General features: G+C 62.8%; 19 protein-coding genes. 3 read left to right on the top strand and 16 right to left on the bottom strand.

The genetic code is table 11. From position 1 onward, the window contains the following. Positions 1-40: 40 nt before the first annotated feature. Positions 41-793, bottom strand: coding sequence for an FAD-dependent thymidylate synthase (gene thyX / locus NQ050_RS00265; protein WP_257037231.1), 753 nt, complete (start codon positions 791-793; stop codon positions 41-43). A 1-nt stretch (position 794) separates the two neighbouring features. Continuing rightward, the gene (gene dapB / locus NQ050_RS00270) at positions 795-1,538 is read right to left on the bottom strand and encodes a 4-hydroxy-tetrahydrodipicolinate reductase (protein WP_257037232.1); all 744 of its coding nucleotides are present in this window, start codon (positions 1,536-1,538) and stop codon (positions 795-797) included. Between the two features lie 106 nt (positions 1,539-1,644). On the opposite strand from dapB, the gene NQ050_RS00275 reads away from it, so the two are divergent. After that, positions 1,645-2,832 (top strand): amidohydrolase, encoded by a 1,188-nt coding sequence (locus NQ050_RS00275; protein ID WP_257037233.1) that lies wholly within the window; start codon positions 1,645-1,647, stop codon positions 2,830-2,832. A 4-nt stretch (positions 2,833-2,836) separates the two neighbouring features. On the opposite strand, the gene NQ050_RS00280 is transcribed toward NQ050_RS00275, so the two are convergent. The 4 genes from NQ050_RS00280 to NQ050_RS00295 form a co-directional block, all read right to left on the bottom strand. Continuing rightward, positions 2,837-5,167: a polyribonucleotide nucleotidyltransferase gene (locus NQ050_RS00280; protein WP_257037234.1), complete on the bottom strand. Its 2,331-nt coding sequence runs from the start codon at positions 5,165-5,167 to the stop codon at positions 2,837-2,839. 265 nt (positions 5,168-5,432) lie between these two features. Beyond that, the gene (rpsO, locus tag NQ050_RS00285) at positions 5,433-5,702 is read right to left on the bottom strand and encodes a 30S ribosomal protein S15 (RefSeq protein ID WP_257037235.1); all 270 of its coding nucleotides are present in this window, start codon (positions 5,700-5,702) and stop codon (positions 5,433-5,435) included. Between the two features lie 118 nt (positions 5,703-5,820). Continuing rightward, positions 5,821-6,792 carry a nucleoside hydrolase gene (locus tag NQ050_RS00290; RefSeq protein ID WP_257037236.1) on the bottom strand — a complete coding sequence of 324 codons (972 nt, stop codon included), beginning with the start codon at positions 6,790-6,792 and terminating at the stop codon, positions 5,821-5,823. A 12-nt stretch (positions 6,793-6,804) separates the two neighbouring features. After that, entirely contained in the window at positions 6,805-7,812 is a 1,008-nt protein-coding gene (locus NQ050_RS00295; RefSeq protein ID WP_257037237.1) for a bifunctional riboflavin kinase/FAD synthetase, read from the bottom strand. 23 nt (positions 7,813-7,835) lie between these two features. Here NQ050_RS00295 and truB point away from each other — a divergent pair, with 23 nt between their 5' ends. Beyond that, complete coding sequence (gene truB / locus NQ050_RS00300; RefSeq protein WP_257037238.1) at positions 7,836-8,732, top strand: tRNA pseudouridine(55) synthase TruB; 897 nt, start codon at positions 7,836-7,838, stop codon at positions 8,730-8,732. 33 nt (positions 8,733-8,765) lie between these two features. Here the strand turns inward: truB and NQ050_RS00305 are convergent, their stop codons facing one another. The 9 genes from NQ050_RS00305 to rimP all read right to left on the bottom strand — a co-directional run bounded on the left by NQ050_RS00305 (position 8,766) and on the right by rimP (position 18,345). Further along, positions 8,766-9,425 (bottom strand): 4'-phosphopantetheinyl transferase, encoded by a 660-nt coding sequence (locus NQ050_RS00305; RefSeq protein ID WP_257037239.1) that lies wholly within the window; start codon positions 9,423-9,425, stop codon positions 8,766-8,768. Next, positions 9,418-10,221 (bottom strand): metallophosphoesterase, encoded by an 804-nt coding sequence (locus NQ050_RS00310; protein WP_257037240.1) that lies wholly within the window; start codon positions 10,219-10,221, stop codon positions 9,418-9,420. Before NQ050_RS00310 ends, NQ050_RS00305 begins: the two co-directional genes overlap by 8 nt. Before the next feature lie 71 nt (positions 10,222-10,292). Next, complete coding sequence (locus tag NQ050_RS00315) at positions 10,293-11,633, bottom strand: MATE family efflux transporter (RefSeq protein WP_257037241.1); 1,341 nt, start codon at positions 11,631-11,633, stop codon at positions 10,293-10,295. Beyond that, positions 11,614-12,594 carry a bifunctional oligoribonuclease/PAP phosphatase NrnA gene (locus NQ050_RS00320; protein ID WP_257037242.1) on the bottom strand — a complete coding sequence of 327 codons (981 nt, stop codon included), beginning with the start codon at positions 12,592-12,594 and terminating at the stop codon, positions 11,614-11,616. The genes NQ050_RS00315 and NQ050_RS00320 overlap by 20 nt, the downstream gene beginning before the upstream one ends. Further along, entirely contained in the window at positions 12,591-13,037 is a 447-nt protein-coding gene (rbfA, locus tag NQ050_RS00325; protein ID WP_257037243.1) for a 30S ribosome-binding factor RbfA, read from the bottom strand. The genes NQ050_RS00320 and rbfA overlap by 4 nt, the downstream gene beginning before the upstream one ends. Before the next feature lie 195 nt (positions 13,038-13,232). Then, positions 13,233-16,046 carry a translation initiation factor IF-2 gene (infB, locus tag NQ050_RS00330; RefSeq protein WP_257037244.1) on the bottom strand — a complete coding sequence of 938 codons (2,814 nt, stop codon included), beginning with the start codon at positions 16,044-16,046 and terminating at the stop codon, positions 13,233-13,235. A gap of 95 nt (positions 16,047-16,141) precedes the next feature. Continuing rightward, positions 16,142-16,582, bottom strand: coding sequence for a YlxR family protein (locus NQ050_RS00335; protein ID WP_368734720.1), 441 nt, complete (start codon positions 16,580-16,582; stop codon positions 16,142-16,144). 94 nt (positions 16,583-16,676) lie between these two features. Beyond that, positions 16,677-17,684, bottom strand: coding sequence for a transcription termination factor NusA (gene nusA / locus NQ050_RS00340; protein WP_257037246.1), 1,008 nt, complete (start codon positions 17,682-17,684; stop codon positions 16,677-16,679). 103 nt (positions 17,685-17,787) lie between these two features. Continuing rightward, a complete protein-coding gene (gene rimP, locus NQ050_RS00345; RefSeq protein ID WP_257037247.1) occupies positions 17,788-18,345 on the bottom strand; it encodes a ribosome maturation factor RimP in 558 nt (185 codons plus the stop codon). 64 nt (positions 18,346-18,409) lie between these two features. On the opposite strand from rimP, the gene NQ050_RS00350 reads away from it, so the two are divergent. Then, positions 18,410-19,264, top strand: coding sequence for a hypothetical protein (locus NQ050_RS00350; protein WP_257037248.1), 855 nt, complete (start codon positions 18,410-18,412; stop codon positions 19,262-19,264). Here NQ050_RS00350 and NQ050_RS00355 read toward each other — a convergent pair. Further along, positions 19,261-21,018 carry a proline--tRNA ligase gene (locus NQ050_RS00355; protein ID WP_257037249.1) on the bottom strand — a complete coding sequence of 586 codons (1,758 nt, stop codon included), beginning with the start codon at positions 21,016-21,018 and terminating at the stop codon, positions 19,261-19,263. The genes NQ050_RS00350 and NQ050_RS00355 overlap by 4 nt on opposite strands. Between the last annotated feature and the right edge of the window lie 43 nt (positions 21,019-21,061).

A 21,061-nucleotide genomic window follows, 5' to 3' on the forward strand; every position in this document is an offset into this window, starting at 1 on the left:
AATCAAACGGCAAACATAGTTATCGGGGCTAGATGTTGGGCTAGTTTCCTGCAACATAAGGAGAAGTTGCCATGGTGGTGCCGTCGCCGAGCGTGGACACTTCAAAGTCGGCGAAGGCCACCGGGGCGTGCTGCGCGAGGAGTTCGAGGCAGCGCACGGCAAGGGCGCGGATTTCCACGTCGGCGTGCTCGGAGGCGCGCATGCCAATGAAGTGACGCCAGGTGCGGAAGTTGCCGGTGACCACGATCCGGGATTCCGTTGCGTTCGGCAGGATTGCGCGCGCCGCCTGCCGGGCCTGCTTTTTGCGCAACAGGGCGTTGGGCTCGTCGGCAAGCTTCTCCTCGAGCGCCTCGAGCAGCTCGTTGTAGGCAAAGCGGGCGTCGTCGGCGGCTTGGAGGAACAGGCGGGTGAGCTCGGGGTCTTGGGCGATCGCCGCCGGCACCACCACTTGCGACTCCACCTCCGGCACGTAGCGTTGGGAGAGTTGGGAGAAGGAAAAGTGGCGGTGGCGGATGAGTTCGTGGGTGGCGGACCTGGATAGGCCACGGATGTAGAGGGTTGCTGTGGCGTGCTCGAACAGGGCAACGTGGCCGACCTCGAGGATGTGGCGCAGGTAGGCGGCGTTGGTGGCGGTCCTGGGGTTGGGTTTGTCGAAGGTTTCGTAGCAGGCGCGGCCGGCGAACTCGATGAGTTGTTCGGTGGGTTGGCCGTCGGTTGTCCAGCCCAAATCCTGCGGTGGGTGGAATTGGCTAATCGCAATGAGCTGGACGTCGAGCTGCGCTTGCGTTGCCATCTTAGATATCCAGGAAGTGCTCGAGGCCCACGGTGAGGCCCTCATGAGCTGCAATTTCTCGGACGCCGAGGAGGACGCCAGGGACGAAGGAGGTGCGGTCGTAGGAGTCTTGGCGGATGGTGAGCGACTGCCCCTGGGCACCGAAAATCACTTCCTCATGGGCAACCATGCCGGTCATGCGCACTGCATGCACCCGCACGCCATCCACGTCCGCTCCCCGCGCGCCCTCAAGGGACTGCTCGGTGGCGTCGGGAACCTGCCCCAAGCCCGCTTCCCGACGCGCCGCGGCGATCCCTTCCGCGGTGTGCACGGCGGTTCCGGAAGGTGCGTCCAGCTTGTTGGGGTGGTGGTACTCCACTACCTCCGCGGAATCGAAGAAACGCGCCGCGAGCTTGGCAAAGTGCATGGTGAGCACCGCGGAGATGGCAAAGTTCGGGGCGATGAGCACATTGGCGTTGCCCTGAGTAGCCCACTGTTTGACCTGCTCCAGGCGCTCCTGGGTGAAGCCGGTGGTGCCAACAACGGCGTGGATGCCGTGGGAGAGCACGAACTCAAGGTTGTCCATCACAGCGTTCGGGGTGGTGAAATCCACCACCACTTCCACACCGGCCTCGGTGAGCTTCTCCAGGGACTCCCCTTCGGACACACCCGCTACGAACTCCAGATCCTCAGCCGCCTTGACGGCAGCCACGATCTCAGTTCCCACCTTGCCTGAAGCGCCGAGCACGCCAACCTTGATAGCCAATTTGCTGTCACCTTCCTGTGAACTTGATTGCAACACCCCTAACCTACACGCATTGGGTGCATGATCGAATGCGTACCTTAGAAAATCACCAAAGGAAGGATCAACAATGATCTTTGCGGAAACACTGCGTGAGCTCAGCGACTGGCAGCACGAACTCTATAAGGACCTGCACCGCCACCCCGAGCTGTCCATGCAAGAACAGCGAACACTGGGGAAAATCCGGCAGGAAATAGAGGCCATGGGCCTTGAAGCAACCATGATCGGCAGTGTTGGAGTGGCGGCCGTCCTGGAAAATGGCGAAGGCCGCACCATGCTCGCCCGGGCAGACTTTGATGCCCTGCCGGTCACCGAAGACACCGGGTTGGAATACTCCTCCCTGACCGAGGGCGTAATGCACGCCTGCGGCCATGACATGCACACCACCGCCCTGCTCGGCGCCCTGCGCGCCCTCAACGAACACCGCGACGCCTGGCGCGGCACATACATAGCCTTGTTCCAGCCAGGTGAGGAGACTGCGCAAGGTGCGCAGGCGCTCGTCGACGCCGGTCTGGAAGGCGTGATCCCGACGCCCGATGCGGCGTTTGCGCTGCACATTGGGCCGGGCCCGGCTGACACCGTGGCAATAAAGAAGGGCCCGACGATGTCTGCCGCGGACTCGATCCGCATTAAGGTGTTCGGCTCAGGCTCGCACGCTTCCACCCCGCAACTGGCGGTGGACCCGGTGGTGTTGGCGGCGTCGATCGTGCTGCGCCTGCAAACCATTGTCTCGCGCACCGTGGCCCCGCAGGACTTTTCCGTGGTTACTGTTGGAGCGTTGAACGCCGGCACCAAGTCCAACGTCATCCCGGATCACGCCGAGCTATTGGTAAACCTGCGCCACTATGACAACGCCGTTCGCGAAAAAGTAATGGAAGCGGTGCAGAGCGTGGTGCGCCACGAATGCGAGATTTCTCAAAGCCCTAAGCCCCCAACTTTTGAGTTTTACGACCAATTCCCCCTCACCAGCAACAACGCAGAGCTGGTGGATGCGATCAGCCCGAACTTTGAAAAAGAGTTTGAGCAGCACTTTATTGAGGCGCCGGCTGGGCAAGCAAGCGAGGACTTCTCCATTATCCCGGATGCCCTGGGCGCGCCGTATGTGTACGCGTTCGTGGGGTCTGTTGACCCCGAAGAATTCGCTCAAGGCGGACCGTTTCCGGGTAATCACTCACCCAAATACGCGCCCGCCATTGAACCAACATGCCTCACCGCAACCAGGGCGCAAATCACTGCAGCCCTGGCGGTGCTAGCCTAAGCAGTTACTCTTGCTCCTCCACGGGAGCAAGAGAGATCTTGCCGCGGTTGTCGATATCCTGGATTTCCACCTCAACCTTGTCACCAACGTTGATCACATCTTCAACCTTCTCCACGCGCTTGCCGCCGCCGAGCTTGGAGATGTGAATCAGACCGTCGCGGCCCGGCACCAGGGAGACGAAGGCGCCAAAGGCGGTGGTCTTCACCACGGTGCCCAGGAAGCGCTCACCTACCTTAGGTAGCTGTGGGTTCGCGATTGCGTTGATCTTCTCAATCGCGGCCTCGGCTGCGCTGCCGCCCATGGCGGAGATGTAGACGGTGCCGTCTTCCTCAATGGAGATGTCCGCGCCGGTTTCCTCGGTGATCTGGTTGATGGTCTTGCCCTTGGGGCCAATGACCTCGCCGATCTTGGAAACAGGAACGGTGATTGAAGTGATGCGCGGTGCGTGATCGCTCATCTCGTCAGGGCCGTCAATCACGTCCGCCATGGTGTCCAAGATGTACAGGCGGGCGTCGCGCGCCTGCTCCAACGCCTGGGCGAGCACCTCGGAGGGAATGCCGTCCAGCTTGGTGTCCAACTGCAAAGCGGTGATGAAGTCCGCGGTGCCGGCGACCTTGAAGTCCATGTCGCCAAAGGCATCCTCGGCGCCCAAGATGTCGGTGAGTGCCACGTAGCGGGTTTCGCCATCAACATCGTCAGAGACCAAGCCCATGGCGATGCCAGCCACCGGCGCCTTCAGAGGCACGCCGGCGTTGTAGAGCGAAAGTGTGGAGGCGCACACGGAACCCATGGAGGTGGAACCGTTGGAGCCCAGGGCCTCACTCACCTGGCGGATCGTGTACGGGAACTCCTCGCGCGGGGGGATCACCGGGATCAGGGCGCGCTCAGCGAGGGCGCCGTGGCCGATTTCGCGGCGCTTCGGGGAACCCACTCGGCCGGTCTCACCAGTGGAGTACGGCGGGAAGTTGTAGTGGTGGATGTAGCGCTTGGAGGTCGCAGGGGTGAGCGAGTCAATCTGCTGCTCCATCTTCAGCATGTCCAGGGTGGTCACGCCAAGGATTTGAGTCTCGCCGCGCTCGAACAGCGATGAGCCGTGCGCACGTGGGATGAGCTCCACCTCTACCGAGAGGTCGCGGACTGCGGTGGTGGTGCGACCATCAATACGGAATCCCTCGGTGAGGATCATGTGGCGCACGAGCTTTTTCATCACCGCGTTGTATGCGGCACGGATTTCCTTGGCGGCTGTGGCCTCGTCGTCGTGGCCCACCTTGTCCAGGAGATCGGCTTCCACTTGTTCCATGTAGGAGTTGGTGGCGTCGTCTCGCTCCTGCTTGGCGGGGATGGTGAGCAGCTCGCCGAGCTTCTTGGAGGCCTTCTTTTCCACGGCTGCGTACACCTTGTCGGTGTATGGCGGGAACAGGGGGAACTCCTGGGTTTCCTTTGCTGCGAGCTTGGCCAGCTCGAGCTGGGCGCGGCAGAGCACCTCGATGTATGGCTTCGCAGCTTCGAGGCCTGCGGCGACCACGGACTCGGTTGGTGCGGGCGCGCCGGAAGCGATGCGCTCCACTACGGACTCCGTTGCACCGGCTTCAACCATCATGATGGCAACGTCTTCCACGGTCTTGTTGCCAACCTGCTTGCTCACGATCCGCCCGGCAACAACCAGCTCGAACAGGGCTTGCTCATGCTGTTCGTGGGTGGGGAATGCAACCCACTGGCCTTCTGGGTGGGCGTCATCGGCGATGAGGGCAACGCGCACGCCGCCGACGGGGCCGGAGACGGGCAGACCAGAAAGCTGGGTCGCTGCCGACGCACCGTTGATGGCAACAACGTCGTACATATCCTTTGGGTCCATGGACAGTACGGTCACCACCACCTGTACCTCGTTGCGCAGGCCCTTCACAAAGGTGGGGCGCAGCGGGCGGTCGATGAGGCGGCAGGCCAGGATGGCCTCGGTGGAGGGGCGGCCTTCACGGCGGAAGAAGGAGCCTGGGATGCGGCCCGCTGCGTACATGCGTTCTTCCACGTCCACGGTCAGCGGGAAGAAGTCAAAGCCCTCGCGTGGTTGGTTGGAGGCGGTGGTGGTGGCCAGCAGCATGGTGTCATCATCCAGGTAGGTGGTCACGCTACCGCCGGCTTGGCGGGCCAACTGGCCGGTTTCAAAACGAATGGTGCGGGTACCAAAGTCACCGTTGTCAATGGTTGCGGTGGCCTCGGTGGTCCCAAATTCTTCATCCACGAAAGCCTCAAAGGAGTTCTTTGGGCGGAATCCTGCTGGCGTGTTCTTCTTCGCAGATCGGCTACTCCGGCTGGACCTGCGGTGTTCATTACTCAAGGCTGGTGTTCTCCTCTAATTCCTCTTGCCCCAGCGTCTCCCACCTTGGGAGCAAACAGCTCACAAAAAACTACTCCTGCAGCCTTGAGAAACGTGAGCTTGCTGTACGGGGCGGCGATCAAGCAATCATCGGTGTTGCTTTTGCGTTCGCTCATGTGCAAAATCGGTGCCAATTGGCTCCAAAGGGTGATCCTAGCATGAAAAAACCTCCCGTAGCTGAGAAAACAAAGCTTTGGGAGGTTGTTTTGACGCGGTGCTGCGGCGATTAGCGACGCAGACCCAGGCGCGCAATGAGGTCACGGTAGCGATCCACATTGTTATCCGCCAGGTACTTCAGCAGGCCACGACGGCGACCAACCAGCAACAGCAGACCACGACGAGAGTGGTGATCGTGCTTGTGGAACTTCAGGTGCTCGGTGAGGCTGTTGATGCGGTTCGTGAGAAGCGCAACCTGTGCCTCTGGGGAGCCGGTGTCCGTCTCGTGCAGGCCGTACTCAGCGAGGATGGCCTTCTTCTGCTCGGCGTTCAATGCCATTGGGGATTCTCCCTTATAGTATTTCAGTCCGCATGTTATCTTGGGGCCGGCGTGAGCCAGCGGTTTCACACTGCTGCGAACCACAGTGAACAAGAAACCTCAAGAACCCTAGCACGCCTTATGCTTGCGTATCAAACCCACGGGCTACTCGGCCCACGCGCTCCATGAACTCTGTAAGGAAGCGCTGCGTATCCACCGCCACCGCCACGCGGGCATTGGGGTTGGGCGCGCCGATCTTTTCCTCGTTACCAATGGTGCGCCCGCGTGTTGCGCCCTCGGTGTCCACTTTGAGGTGCATCGGCAGCAGGCGCACCAGGGTGGGGTCCACTGCCACGCCGACGGCCAGTGGATCATGCAAGCCACATCCGCCGAGGTGCGGCGCGGTGGTCTCATATGCGCGGATGTAGTAATCGGTGGCATCCGCAAGAAATTCGCCCGCTTTGGTTCCCAAGGCGCGCCACTGTTGGGTCTCCGCGGTGGTGAGCAGTGTTTGCAAGGTGACGTCGAGGCCAATCATGGTGACGTCGGCACCGTTTCGCACCATGAAGTCCGCGGCCTCGGGGTCTTGGTTGATGTTCGCCTCTGCCCAAGGGGACACGTTGCCGGGGACAGTGAGCGCGCCGCCCATGAACACGATCCGCGCATGTTGCGCGAACTCCGGGCTACGCTGCATGGCGGCGGCGATGTTGGTCATAGCGCCGGTGGGCACGATGATCAGTTCGTCGCCGTAAGTGCGCACGGATTCGATGAGGAAATCCACCGCGGATTGCGCTTCCACCGCGCGCTGAGCGTCTGGTACCTCGACCTCCCCGATGCCGTTGCGGCCGTGGATGAACTCGGAGATTTCCAGCACCTCAAAGTTGTCCTTTGCCAGCGCATGGGGTTCGCCGGCAAACACGGGGACGTCGCTGGCGCCGAAGAGCTCCAAGAGGGCGAGGTCATTGCGCACTCCGGTTTCCACGAGCACGTTGCCGTAGGTGGCGGTCACGCCGATAAGTTCCAGCTCTGGGGAGCCCAGGGCGTAGGCGAGGGCGAGGGCGTCGTCGATGCCTGTGTCCAGGTCGAGGATGATTTTGGTGGTGGCTTGCACGGTGTGTTGCTCCTATTGGTGGTGGGCGGCGCCGCCGCGGTGTGCTGGGTTGACGCCGAGGACTTCGCAGGTGACGTCGATGTCTTTGCTGATTGCCTGCAAAAGCTCGTCCAGGGAGTCGAATTTCTCCATCCCGCGCACGCGATGGACAAACTCCACCTCCACAGTGTGCCCGTAGAGGTCTGCGTGCTGGCCGATGACGTAGCTTTCCACGCTGCGGCGTTCATCGCCGAAGGTTGGGTTGTGCCCTACCGAAATGGCGGCGGGATAGTTCTGCCCGTGGAGCATGTCGCCGTCGATCGGGGCCTGGGAAATCACCCGGAACCATCCCGCGTACACGCCATCCTCCGGCAGCGCCTGGGTATCAGGGAAGTACAGGTTTGCGGTGGGGTAGCCAAGCTCACGGCCGCCGCGGCCGGCGCCGCGCACCACCTGACCGCAGATGGAGAAGTTGCGCCCGAGCGCCCAATTGGCGCGCTCCACGTTGCCTTCCAGCAGGGCCGCGCGGATCATCGAGGAGCTCAACACGGTGCCATCTTCGGCGAGTAGCTCCAACACCTGCACCTCCACGCCATAACGCTGCCCGAGTTCCCGCAGGGTCTCGGTGGTACCGGCGGCCTTGTGGCCAAAGGTGAAGTTCTCCCCCACCACCACGGTTTGGGCGTGCAGGGTGTCCATGAGCACCGTGGTGAAAAACTCCTCGGGGCTCAGCCGCGCAAGGTCCGCGGTGAAGTTCAGGGCGAGCATGTGGTCAATGCCCAGGCCTACGGCGAAATCTGCGCGCTGGCCCACCGTGCCGAGCATCGGCGGCATGTGTTGTGGGCGCAGCACCGCCAGTGGGTGCGGGTTGAAGGTGAGTAGCACGCTTGGCACCCCAAGTTCCTTTGCCCTGGTTGTGGCTGCGTGAATGAGTGTGCGGTGCCCGCGGTGTACGCCGTCAAACACTCCAATGGTGACTACCGAGGCGCTCAGGTCCTCCGTAATTTCATCAATACCATGCCAAATGTCCACGTCCACCACCCTACGACATACACTATCTACTTATGAACTCCTCCCCGCTTTCACGCTCTGGCCTCGTTATTGTGGACAAACCCGCCGGGCTGACCAGCCACGACGTAGTAGGCAAACTTCGCCGCATCTTTGGCACCAAAAAAGTGGGGCACGCGGGCACGCTCGATCCCATGGCTACCGGGGTGCTGGTGCTGGGCATCGAGCGCGGCACCAAATTCCTGGCGCACCTGGTGACCACGGAGAAGTCCTACGCCGCGACCATCCGGCTCGGGGCCGCAACGAGCACTGACGACGCCGAAGGCGAGCTTCTTTCCACGGCGGATGCCTCCGGACTCACCGATGCAGCAATAGCGGGAGCCGTAGCCCAGCTCACCGGCGACATCATGCAGGTCCCAGCGAGTGTTTCCGCGATCAAACTGGGCGGCAAACGCGCCCACGAGCTGGTCCGGGAGGGCAAGGAAGTGGCGATTCCCGCGCGCCCCGTAACCGTGCACCGCTTTGACATCCTGGCGCGGCGCACCGCGCAGCCGTGGGTGGATCTGGACGTGGAGGTGGACTGCTCCTCTGGAACTTACATTCGCTCGCTTGCCAGGGACTTGGGTGCAATGTTGGGCACTGGCGGACACCTCACCGCGCTGCGCCGCACCAGCGTGGGCGCATTTGGGCTGGACCGCGCCAAGACGCTCGAAGAGCTGCAGGAGGCCCCTGAGCTTTCCATGACCCTCGATGAAGCCCTCGCCGCGAGCTTCCCCGTGTTGAAGGTAACGCAAGCCGAGGCGGAGGCGCTGGCCATGGGCAAATGGATGGAGCCCAGGGGGCTGCGCGGGGTGCACGCCGCGGTCACCGAGGAAGGCCTGGCAGTGGCGCTGGTAAAGGAGAAGGGCAAGCGTTTGTCCACCACTTTCGTGGCCCGGCCCAGCACGCTCTAGCGCCCAAGTTCCGAGTTGGAGCACCGCTCCGAGTTAGAGCACTGCGGTGGTGGCCACGATGTAGCCATCGGCCACTTTCCACTTTCCCTCGATGAACGGCACCGGGGTGGGCCTCACGAGGAGGTAGGACACAAAGGTGCCGTCGTCGCGCAGGTCGATTTCCGCCTGCTCGAAGCCAAGCCAGCGGTGTGTGAGCGGGAACCACGCCTTGTATGTGGCTTCCTTGGCACAAAACAGCAGGCGATCCGCGCAGGTAATCCCTTTGTTTTCACGCAGGCGCTCCAACTGGGCCAACTCGGAGACGCGCGCAATCGAGCCCACTACCCCTTCCGGGAGCGGTTCAGCGCGTTCGGCATCGAGTCCCATGGAGCGCACGAGCAGACTCGGGGCGCAGACGGCGGCGCGGAAGCCGTCGGTATGGGTGAGTGATCCACTCACTGCGGCGGGCCACAGGGGCATGCCGCGCTCACCGCGCAGGATCGGGCCACCGGCGTCTCGCCCAAGTTTTGCAAGAGCTTGGTGAGCGCACCAGCGGGCGTCGCCGAATTCGGCCTTGCGTGCGTCGACAGCATGGGAAACGAGCGCTCGCTCCAGAGGATGCAGCCTGGCGAAGTTCTCCAAGTTGTGTTCCGCGGGCGGCACTTCAAGCTGCGCGAACTGTGCCGCTGGCGGGAACAGTGAGGCGTCAAGCATTGCCCACCTCCAGGATGGGCACCGGCCACTCGCGCCCTGGGAGGTTGTTGCGCCACTCCCGCGGGTAGCCCAGGGACACCTCATGATGCGCCACGCCGTCAACCACGGTGGTGCCGGGGATGTGGAGGTGGCCAAAAATCACCTGCTGCGCGTTGTAGCGCTGCGGCCAGGTGCGGGTGTGCCTGGTGCCGCACCACAGCGCGATCTCCGGGTAGTACATCTGCTGTGTTGGTTCCACCACCAACGGCCAGTGGTTCACCAAAATGGTGGGGCCGCTCACGCGGCTGAGGCGATTCACGGAGTAGGCCAAGCGGTCCCAGCACCACGCGCGGATGTCCACGAACGGGGCGATGCTGAACTCATCGGTGAGCACGACGCCGCGTTCGTGCGCCGCGCTGATGGCCTGTTCAACGGTGGATCCCGGCGGGCGGAAGGAGTAGTCGTACAACGTGAACAGGGGTACCACGGTGACGTCACCGAACACCGGGTATGGGTCTTCCGGGGTGAGAACGTCTATTCTGCGGCAGCCGTCCACGAGCAATTCGTACTTCTCGCGGCCCTTGTGGGGCTCATCCGCGCTGGCAAAAAGTTCATGGTTGCCGGGCACCCAGATCACTTTGGCGAAGCGTTTCCGCAGACGGTTGAGCACCTTGAGGATGACGTCGGTACGCTCCGCAACGTCACCTGCAACGATGAGCCAGTCGGAGGGGTCGTTCGGGGTGATGTCGTCGATCACTGCGAGGTTGCGCTTGACGGCGGCGTGGAGGTCGGACACTGCCCAAAGGGTTTGCCCCATGGTCTCGCCTCCTTCTTCGCACAGCCAAACAGCCAAACAGCCAAACAGCCAAACAGCTCTGTATAGCTTACCTAATCCCCAACGCGAGCCCAGCGCATCGATTGAAAACGCCACACCACGGCCGCCAGGCGCAGCAGGAGGAAGGCGACGATTCCCCACCACACTCCTGCCAGTCCGGTGCCGAGGAAGTACGCGAGCCAGACGCCTGGCACGATGCCGCACACCGCGCTGAGCATGGTTGCGTTGCGGAGGAACACCGCGTCGCCCGCGCCGAGCAGCACACCGTCCAGTGCGAACACCACGCCGCCGATCACGATGAGCCCCACGAGCAGCCACCAGGTCTCCCCGATCGCGCCAAGCACCTGCGTGTCCGAGGTAAACCACCGCGGCACGACCTGCGCCCCGGCGGCCAGCGCACCAGCGAGTACCAGTGAAAACGCCACGGAATAGCGCGTCACTTTCACACCGAGTGCGCGTGCCAAGGCCACGCTGCCCGACCCCAGCGCGGCACCCACCAGCGTTTGCGCGGCAATCGCCAAAGAATCCAGCACGAGCGCCAAGAAGTTCCACAGTTGCATGAGCACCTGGTGCCCGCCGAGCGCCTCCGGGCCGATCCGGCCGGCCACGGCTGCGGCGGAAAGGAAGGAAACCTGAAAACTCAGTGAACGTAGCACCAGGTCACGCCCAAGGATCAACTGCTGTTTCCACACCTTCGGCTGCGGGCGCCAGCTCCCCTTGTGAAAGCGCGCCAGCGCCGCCACGAACAGGCTGCCGGTAATTATCTCCCCGAGCAGCGTGGCCCACGCGGACCCGATGAGCCCGTAGCGGTTCACCAGCAGCACCACCGCCACCGCACCTGGCAACACGCCGGCGAGCGTAAATACCAGCGGCAGGGTGGTCTCCTGGATTCCTCGCAGCCAACCATTGCCCGCCATCGCCGCCAGCACAAACGGAATACCGAAGGCCACCACGCGCAGCCAGCTTGTGGCCTGCGCAGCAACCTCAGAGGCCCCCGCTCCCGCCAGCAGTCCGGCAAACCAAGGCGCACCCACCCACAGCAGCAGAGTCAGTGCACTGCCGACGAGCCCAGCGAGCCAGGTTGCCTGGAGTCCCTCGGCCACCGCGGCCTCCGGTTTCCCAGCGCCAAAAAGCCTTGAGGCGCGGGCCGTGGTGCCGTAGGAAAGGAACGTGAGTTGCGTGGTCACCTGCGCGTAGATCACGCTGCCGGCGCCGAGCGCGGCTAGCGCTCCTCCGCCTACCCTGCCCACCATGGCGGTGTCCAGCAGCAAGAACAGCGGCGTTGCCGCCAGCACGCCCAGCGTGGGCAGGCTTAAAGCGAGAATGGTCCACGCAGAAACCTTGCTCGCTGATTCGGGCTGGTTGTTCGGGTGGCTAACCTTTGGTTGCCGCAATGGCTTCAAACACCTCTCGAGTAATTTCCGCTGGGTTGCCCTGGGTGGTGTATCCGGCAGCGCGCACATGGCCTCCGCCGCCAAGGCTCTTGGCTACCTGCGCCACGTTGAGGCTGGATGAGCGCAGGGACACCGTCCAGAAGCCTCGGTGCAACTCCTTGAAAACCACTGCTACCTCGGCGGAGGAGGTGCCCCGGATGGCGTCGACAATCTTTTCCACCGCGGCGTAGGAGGAGTCCTTGATGATCTCGTAGTGCGCGGTTGCCACCGCAACCGGGATCCCCGCTGCGTGGCCGAGCTCGAGCTGGGAGACGACGTGGCCGATCATGCGGATCTCATCCACGGTGGAGCCGTCGAACAGTGCTGCGCTGATGGCGGCGATGTCCAGGTCAAACTCTAGGAGGCGCTGGGCGAGCTGGTGCATCTCGGGCCTGCCCCAGCGAAACCCCGCGGTGTCACTGGCCAAGCCGGCGTAGAGCGCATAAGCGATGTCATGGTCGAGGCGCACCCCGAGGTACTCAAACCACTGTGCCAGCACGGCAGTGGTGGACTCCGCGGCGGTGTCCACCAAGTTGATGGAGCCGAACAGGGGGTTTGTGGAGTGGTGATCCACCACGATCACCTCACCCTGGAAGGCTTCGATTGCCTGCTGCAGGCCACCGGTGCGAGAGGGCGAGCCGCAATCCACCACGATCACCAGATCTGCCTTGGGCAGCGCGGTGGTGCACAGGATCTCCTGGGAACCGGGGATGTGCAGCAGGGATTCCGAAAAGGGTTCCGGCTGCCCCACCAGGCCGATTGCCTGGTGCCCGAGCTGCCGCAAGGCCGCGACGGTGGCCGCTACGGAGCCGATGGCGTCGGCGTCGGGATTGAAATGCCCCACCACCGCAACGCTACCAGCCGCCTGTACCGCGGCGCTGGCAGCACCCCAGTCGAGGTGGGAGGCACTAACTTTGGTCATTCATCACTGCCTTCTGCGCTGCTCTTGTAAGGGTTCGCTTCGCCCGCTGGGGTTGCGTGCTTCTTGAGTTCGGCGAGCTCTGCATCGCGGGCGCGGGCGCGGGCGAGCAAGTCCTCCATCGCGGCGGAGGCCTCGGGCACAGTGTCCAGCTCAAAACGCAGGGTTGGGGTGAAGCGGACGCTCAATTGGTCACCGACGATCTTTCGCAGTTGGCCTTTCGCCCGGTTCAGTGCCTCCTCGGCGGCTTGGAGGTCCGGCTCGGCGTCAATGCTCTTGCCGCGGACGGTGTAGAACACGGTGGCGTCGTGAAGATCCCCGGTCACGCGGGTGTCCGTGATCGTCACGAGTTCCAGGCGACGGTCCTTGACTTCCCGCTCGATGGCCGAGGCGACGATTGTTTGGATGCGTTTTGCCATTCGTGCAGCGCGTGCATGATCAGCCATGAGTTGCTCCTTTGGAGGTGTTGGGAAGATTTCAGGGACCGCGGCCTAGGCCGCCGCCTCAACAGCACACAATTGTACTGTTTGAGTTCTGCGTTCGGTGTTCAGCAGTCTGCTGGACCCTTGGGGCACAAACAAACCCTCCCACCAGGTGCGGAACTGCGAACCGTTGCGGGAGGGCATGCGTGCGAGCGTTGGTTAGTCGCGTGGGACCTCCACCTGCTCGAATACCTCGATGATGTCGCCTACCTGAATATCTGGGTAGCTGAGCACCATACCGCACTCGTAGCCTGCGGAAACTTCGGTGACGTCGTCCTTTTCACGGCGCAGGGATTCGATCTTTGCGCTGTCGGTGACCACGTTGCCGTCGCGCAACAAACGGATCGTTGCGTTGCGGCGCACCTTGCCGGACTCCACCATACAACCTGCGATGAGACCCACTGCGGATGCCTTGAAGATCGCGCGGATTTCTGCGCGGCCGATCTCCCGCTCCTCGTAGATTGGCTTGAGCATGCCCTTGAGTGCCTGCTCCACCTCTTCCAGTGCGCGGTAGATAACCGTGTAGTAGCGGATGTCCACACCCTCGGCATTTGCTTCCTCGGTGGCCTTGCCCTCTGCGCGAACATTGAAGGCAATGATCACGGCGTCGGAAGCGGCGGCCAGGGTCACGTTGGTCTGCGTGACGGCACCAACACCACGGTCGATGATGTTGAGCTGTACCTCGTCGTCCACCTCGATCTTGAGCAGTGCCTCTTCCAGTGCTTCCACGGAACCGGCGTTGTCGCCCTTGAGGATGAGGTTGAGGGTGGAGGTTTCCTTGAGCACGGAATCCAGATCTTCCAGGGACACACGCTTGCGTGCCTTGGCGGCCAGGGCGTTGCGCTTGCGGGCGTTGCGCTGGTTTGCGATCTGACGTGCCACGCGGTCGTCTTCCACCACGAGCAGGTTGTCACCTGCTCCCGGCACACCGTTGAGGCCCTGCATCTGCACTGGGCGAGATGGGCCGGCCTCGGCAACGTCGTTACCGTGTTCGTCCACCATGCGGCGCACGCGGCCGAAGGCGTCTCCGGCGACCACGGAGTCACCCACGCGGAGGGTACCGCGCTGCACGATAACAGTTGCCACTGGGCCGCGGCCGCGGTCCAGGTGTGCTTCGATTGCCACACCCTGGGCGTCCATGTCTGGGTTCGCGCGCAGATCTAGCTCGGCGTCGGCGGTGAGCAGCACCGCTTCCAGCAGGCCATCAATGTTGATGTTCTGCTTTGCGGAGATGTCAACGAACATGGTGTCGCCGCCGTACTCTTCAGGAACCAGGCCGTACTCGGTGAGCTGGCCACGGATCTTTTCTGGGGAGGCGCCTGGCTTATCGATCTTGTTCACAGCAACCACGATTGGCACTTCCGCTGCCTTCGCGTGATTAATTGCTTCCACGGTCTGTGGCATCACGCCGTCGTCGGCAGCGACCACCAGCACGGCGATGTCCGTGGACTTTGCGCCGCGGGCACGCATGGCGGTGAAGGCCTCGTGACCTGGGGTATCCAAGAAGGTGATCTTGCGTTGATTGCCCTCAACATCCACAGACACCTGGTACGCACCGATGCCCTGGGTGATGCCGCCGGCCTCGCCGGAGCCGACGTTGGCCTTACGGATGGTATCCAAAAGGCGGGTCTTACCGTGGTCAACGTGACCCATCACGGTGACTACTGGTGGGCGCTGTGCCAGGTCTTCCTCGGTACCTTCGTCCTCACCGAACTGCAGGTCGAAGGACTCCAGGAGCTCACGGTCCTCGTCTTCTGGGGAAACGACCTGAACCTCGTAGTTCATTTCTTCACCGAGCAGCATGAGCGTTTCTTCGCTCACGGAGGCGGTTGCGGTGACCATTTCGCCGAGGTTGAACAGTGCCTGCACGAGTGCTGCTGGCTCTGCGCCGATCTTCTCGGCGAAGTCGCTCAGCGATGCGCCGCGCGCCAAACGCACGGTTGCGCCGCCGCCGTCAGGCAAACGCACGCCACCGATGACGTTTGGTGCCTGCATTGCCTCGTACTCGTTGCGCTTCTGACGCTTGGACTTGCGGCCCTTGCGTGGAGCACCACCTGGGCGGCCGAATGCACCCGCGGTGCCGCCACGACGTCCGCCGCGACCACCTGCACCGCCGCCGCGGCCACCGAAGCCACCTGGGCCGGACTGGCCACCTGGACCACCCTGACCGCCGCGGCCACGGTTGCCACCGCTGGCGCGGGTGGGCATCTGGCCTGGGTTCGGGTGGGTTGGCATCATCGCGGGAGATGGGCGACGCCCACCGCTCTGGCGCTCCGCGGAGCCACCGGCGCCGGCTGCAGCACCCTGCTGGCGGTTGCCGCCTGGGCGACCATTGCCGCCCGGACGTGGGCCGCGCTCACCAGCATTGCCGCCACCGGGGCGAGGTTGCCCACCGGCGCGCCCACCTGGGCGTGGCGCTGGGCGCTCGGAGCTACCCGTAGAGAATGGGTTGTTTGCCACACGCGGCGCGCGGGCACCAGGCTTGGGGCCTGGCTTCGCCTGCGGGCGTGGCATTGCCGCAGCACCGCCACTGGAATTGGCAGTGGCATTAGCAGATGGCGCGTTGCTGAAACCGGGCTTTGGTGCCGCTGGCTTAGGTGAAGCTGGGGTTGCCTGTGGCGCAGCGGTCTGAGCGGGATCAGACGGCTGGGCTTTCTCCCCTGCCGCAGGCTTGGGTGCCGCCGGCTTTGGCGCAGCGGGCTTAGGGGCGGCTGGCTTTGGTGCTGCTGGCGCTGAATCCTGCGTAGCAGGGGCCTTTTCGGCTGCCTTTGCCGGCTGGGCCGCTGCTGGCTTTGCCTCTGCGGCGGCTTCATTTGCGCCGTAGAATTCTTTCATCTTCTTCACCACTGGAGGTTCAATGGTGGAAGAAGCGGTTTTCACAAACTCGCCTTGTTCTTTCAGTGTGGCGAGCAGTTCCTTGCTGGTAACGCCGAGCTGTTTTGCGAGCTCGTGTACGCGTAGCTTTCCGGGCACTATTCTCCTTGTGTTGTGGAGGAAATCGAGTGACCCGGAGGGGCTAACAGTGCTCGATTTCCTACCTGATTGCCATGACGTTCATCGCTGATGCTTCATGTTGTGCTCATCAGTGTTCGGTCTTCCTTACAGGGGTAGGTTGCGCTTTCGCTCAAGTACTTTCGTACAGGACCTGCGTCTACCGGGGTAGACACCTTGAACGCGCGTTGAAACGCGCGGCGTTGCAAGGCCATTTCGAGTGCTTCTACCGATGGGGTGAGCCAGGCTCCGCGGCCAGGCGCGCGCCTGCGTGGATCAGGAACTGCAACGCATTGTCCGTCCTGGTGTTCCAGCGTGACGCGAAGCAACTGGTGATCAGGTGCTTTTGCGCGGGTGGCTATGCAGGTGCGGGTAGGTGCTGTGTGGGTAGAGGCAAGTTCACTAGCGCGCTGGCTAGCGTTCTCAGCCCTTCGTCTCACCCAGTTCTCCTCACAAACCGCACAAACAATAAGCGCCCATCTTCGGCTGGTACTCAGCCAGCACTCGGGGCCGCCCACTAGTGTACGGCAAATGCCCCGCAATGTGGGAATTGCCGCGCCCTAGCAGCCCTAGCAGCCCTAGCAGCCCTGCAACCCAAGCAGCCCTGCCCGGCTAGTCCGTCGGGGCGGCGTCGGAACGGATGTCAATCTTCCAGCCTGTCAAGCGTGCGGCGAGGCGCACATTTTGCCCCTCCTTGCCGATCGCGAGCGAAAGTTGGTATTCCGGCACTACAACGCGAGCAGTTTGCTCCTCCAGGTTCAACACCTCCACGCTGATGACCTTAGAGGGGGCCAGTGAGTTGCCAACGTAAGTCGCTGGGTCCTCGGAGAAGTCAATGATGTCAATCTTTTCCCCGCCAAGCTCCTTCATGATGTTGCTCACGCGCTGTCCACGCGGGCCAATGCAGGCCCCCTTGGCGTTGAGGCCTTTCACGGTTGCGCGCACGGCAACTTTGGAGCGGTGGCCAGCTTCGCGGGCAATGGAGACGATTTCCACGGAGCCGTCTGCCACTTCTGGCACCTCCAGCTCAAACAGCCCGCGGACCAGCTCGGGGTGAGTGCGCGAAAGGTTGATCTGCAAATTTGCACCATTTCGGTTCACGCTCACCACGTAAGACTTCACACGGTCACCATGGCGCAGCTTTTCGCCAGGCAACTGCTCTGCAGGAAGAAGCAGGCCGTCCTGGCCATCGGCCTCGGTGCCGAGGTGCACCACCACGATGCCCTTCTTCGCGGCAAAATCATCCGCCTGCACCAGGCCGGAGATCACGCGGCCTTCGTACTCCGAGTAGGCGCCGTAGGCGATTTCCGACTCCGCCTCGCGCAAGCGGCGCACAATGGCGTCACGCACCGCAGAGGCAGACTGGCGCGCAAAATTGACGGGGAGGTCGTCGTATTCGCTTTGCAGAACGCCCTCTTCGTCGTACTCAGAAACGATCACACTCACCTGGCCGCTCGCGCGGTCGATCTCCACGCGTGCCTTGCGGGTAGGCGTTGCCTCGGTTTCCTTGTACTCGTAGTAGGCGTGCAGCAGGGCTGCGGCGATGGTGCGCAGCATTTCATCCACGGCGATGCCGCGCTCGCGCTCAATGTCATACAGGGCGCCGGTATCAATATTCACTTGTGTTCCTTACTCGTGTGCATGCATGCTTTCACGTTGCAATAGCGGTCTAGCGCTCAGGCGCTGTAGCTTGTTGTTCAATTATTTCAGCTCACCGCCGGGCTCAAGCAGTAGCCGTAGTAGCCACCGCTGCCGCCTCAGCAAAGCCCATCTGCGCCACCTCAACTTCCTCAGCCGCTGGCGCAGCAAACTCAATTTCTACCACTGCCCCGGTGTGCTGCGCTACTTCCGCAACTTCTACCACCACGCGCTTCTTGTCCCGCGAAATCAGGATCACCTGGGTTTCGTCTTCAGACAACGCGCCAATGCGGGCGGTGCGCTTCTTGCCGTCCTGGTTGAGCGCCACGAGTCGGCCGCGGTTACGCCGCCAATGCCGCGAAAGCGTCAGCGGGTTGCCCACACCGAAGGTGGTGAGCTCCAGAGTGTAGCCCGCACCGAAGTTGAGCGTGCCGGCCTCCTCCAGGGAGTCGAACAGCGCGGAGGCCTCGTTGGAGATGACCTCCAGCAGGTCCAGGTCTGGCGGGGTGTCTGCGTCCACGGCCACCGAAACTAGGGACTTCTTGCCTGCCTTATTGGTTTTCACCCTTTCAATGTCTACGTTGTGGCGCAGCGCGAGGGGTTCAAGGTGGGCTAAGAGCTGTTCATTGGTTGGGAAGGCCATGCGTTCCACCCTATCGCAACGCAGACACGTTCACGTCGGTACGCTTACCCAGCGTGTATGGTGAATGGCTGTGCATCCCCGTTCCCCCATCGCCGCGGTCAGCCTGATCCTCCTGCCTCTCGGCCTCGCCGGTTGCAGCGTGCTTGACCCTCAGCCGCTGCCCGATGCCCACCTCGCGGCACTCGCAGCCACCGCACAAGCAGACCGCCCCAACGATGCGGCGGCGTTGCGCGCTGAGATGATCCGGGTGTGCGGGCACCGCGAAGACGGCAGCGTCCCCGAAAGTTGCAGCGAGCAGGCTATCGACGCCACCATCTCCTCCTCCCCGGCAGTAGAGCCAGCCGAGGCTGCAGGTCAGGTGGAAGACCTCTTCTTTGCGCTCCCCGAGCAGTCCAGGCTCCTGGTAGCGCAGATGTACACCACCTTGCCTGCGTCTTCGGACGTTGAGGTAACGCCGGAACCACCGGCTTTGGAGGGCTCCGACCAGCCACCACAGGACAAGGCTCAAGATCCTGAACAGGAATCGGACTGGGCCGCTGCCCTCCGCACCGGCCTGGAGGAGGAATACGAGCTGCTCTATGGCCTGGATGTGGCTCGGGCATTCGCGGACCCGGCAACAACCGCGCGCATCGACCGGGCGCACCACGTACACACCGAGCGTGTGGCGCAACTCCAAGAACTCTTGGCCCCAACCGGAGATGTCCCCGCAGCCCTCCCGGCGTATGCTTTTGCCCCCGCGGCCACGGTCCCCGTAGACCAAGCCACCGCTGCAATTGCTGTAGATGAGCTGCTACGCAGCACCAGCAGCACATGGGCCAACATAGCAGCGGAGGCAAAGACCGAAGCCTTTGCCTCCTACACCCTGCGGCTCAGCGCCCCCACCCCCACCGCCAGCGCCGCCGGCGGCGAGAATCTTTAGCCGCGGATCAACCGCAGGACCTCATCCTTTGCGTTTTGAGCGGCTACTTCGAGGGTTTCGCCCTCGCGGCGGCGCACCTCGATGATGCCATCTTTGAAGGAGCGGCCGAGCACCACGGTGATTGGCATGCCCAGCAGCTCGGCGTCTTTGAACTTCACGCCTGGGGATACCTTTGGGCGATCGTCAAAGAGTACTTCAACGCCCGCGGCGTCGAGTTCGGCCACGATTGCGTCACCGGCGTCGAGGGCCTCTTGGTCCTTGTTGGCCACTACAACGTGCACCTGGTACGGCGCCACGCTGAGTGGCCAGTTCAGGCCCTTTTCGTCGTGGCGCTGCTCGGCGAGCACTGCCATGAGGCGGGAGACGCCGATGCCGTAGGAACCCATTGTTGGCACGGCACGCTTGCCGTTTTCATCCAAAATTTGCACGTCCATGGCCTCGGTGTATTTGCGGCCGAGTTGGAAGATGTGGCCAACCTCAATGCCACGGGCAAGGGTGAGCACGCCTTGACCCTGCGGTGCGGGGTCGCCTTCTTTGATTTCGGCTGCCTCGATGAAGCCGTCCACCTCGAAGTCGCGCCCGGCCACCAGGCCCACCACGTGGCGTTGCTTGGCGTCTGCACCGGTGATCCACGCGGTGCCCTTGGCAACGCGTGGATCCGCAAGCACCTTCACGCCGTTGGCAATGAGGCCGCGGGGTCCCACGTAGCCCTTGACCAGGAAGGAGGAGTTCTTGAAGTCCTCGTCGCTAGCCAGCTCCACGCTGGCTGGTTCCAGTGAAGCCTCCAGGCGCTTCATATCTACCTCGCGGTCACCTGGCACCAGGATGCCGGTGAGCTCCGGCTCCTCAGCGCCTGGTTCCTGAACCTTCACCACGATGCACTTCAGGGTGTCAGAAGCCTCCACTTCGCGCCCGTCAATCTGGATGCCCTCATTTCGAGCCCATTCCACCAGGGTGGCGATGGTCTCTGAAGCTGGGGTGTCGTACTCCTTGGCTTCCGGCTGGCCCTCCAAAGGCAGTTCGGTGCCCGGCTGGGTAACCACAGCCTCCACGTTGGCCGCGTAGTCCCCTTCGGTGGCGCGAACAAAGGTGTCCTCACCGTTCTCACTCACTGCCAAAAACTCTTCGGAAGCCGAGCCGCCCATCGCACCGGAGGTGGCAGCACAGATCACGTACTCCACGCCAAGGCGGTCCAGAATCCGCTGGTACGCCTCTCGGTGGCGTAGGTAGGACTCACCCAGCCCCTCATCGGTCATGTCAAAGGAGTAGGAGTCCTTCATCACAAACTCGCGGCCACGCAGGATGCCGGCGCGTGGGCGCTCTTCATCGCGGTACTTGGTTTGAATCTGGTACAGCGTCACCGGGAAGTCCTTGTATGAGGAGTAGAGATCCTTCACCGCATTGGTGAACATTTCCTCATGAGTGGGGCCCAGCAAGTAGTCCGCGCCTTTGCGGTCCTTAAGGCGGAACAGCGCGTCACCGTACTCAGTCCAGCGGTTGGTGGCCTCGTATGGCTCGCGTGGCAGCAGGGCCGGGAACAGCAGTTCCTGGGCGCCGATGCCGTCCATTTCCTCACGGACTACAGCCTCAATTTTGCGCAGGGTTCTCAGGCCCAGTGGCAGCCAGGTGTACACACCGGGGGCGGTGCGTCGGATGTAGCCTGCTCGCACGAGCAGCTTGTGGCTTGGTACTTCTGCGTCTGCGGGGTCCTCGCGCAGTGTGCGCAAAAAGAGGGTGGAAAGGCGAGTAATCATAACTGCGCAGTTTACACACCGCGGGTGCACCGGCTCCACATGG

Origin of the sequence: Corynebacterium sp. 122RC1, assembly GCF_024580955.1 — a bacterium.
GTDB classification, from domain to species: domain Bacteria; phylum Actinomycetota; class Actinomycetes; order Mycobacteriales; family Mycobacteriaceae; genus Corynebacterium; species Corynebacterium kozikiae.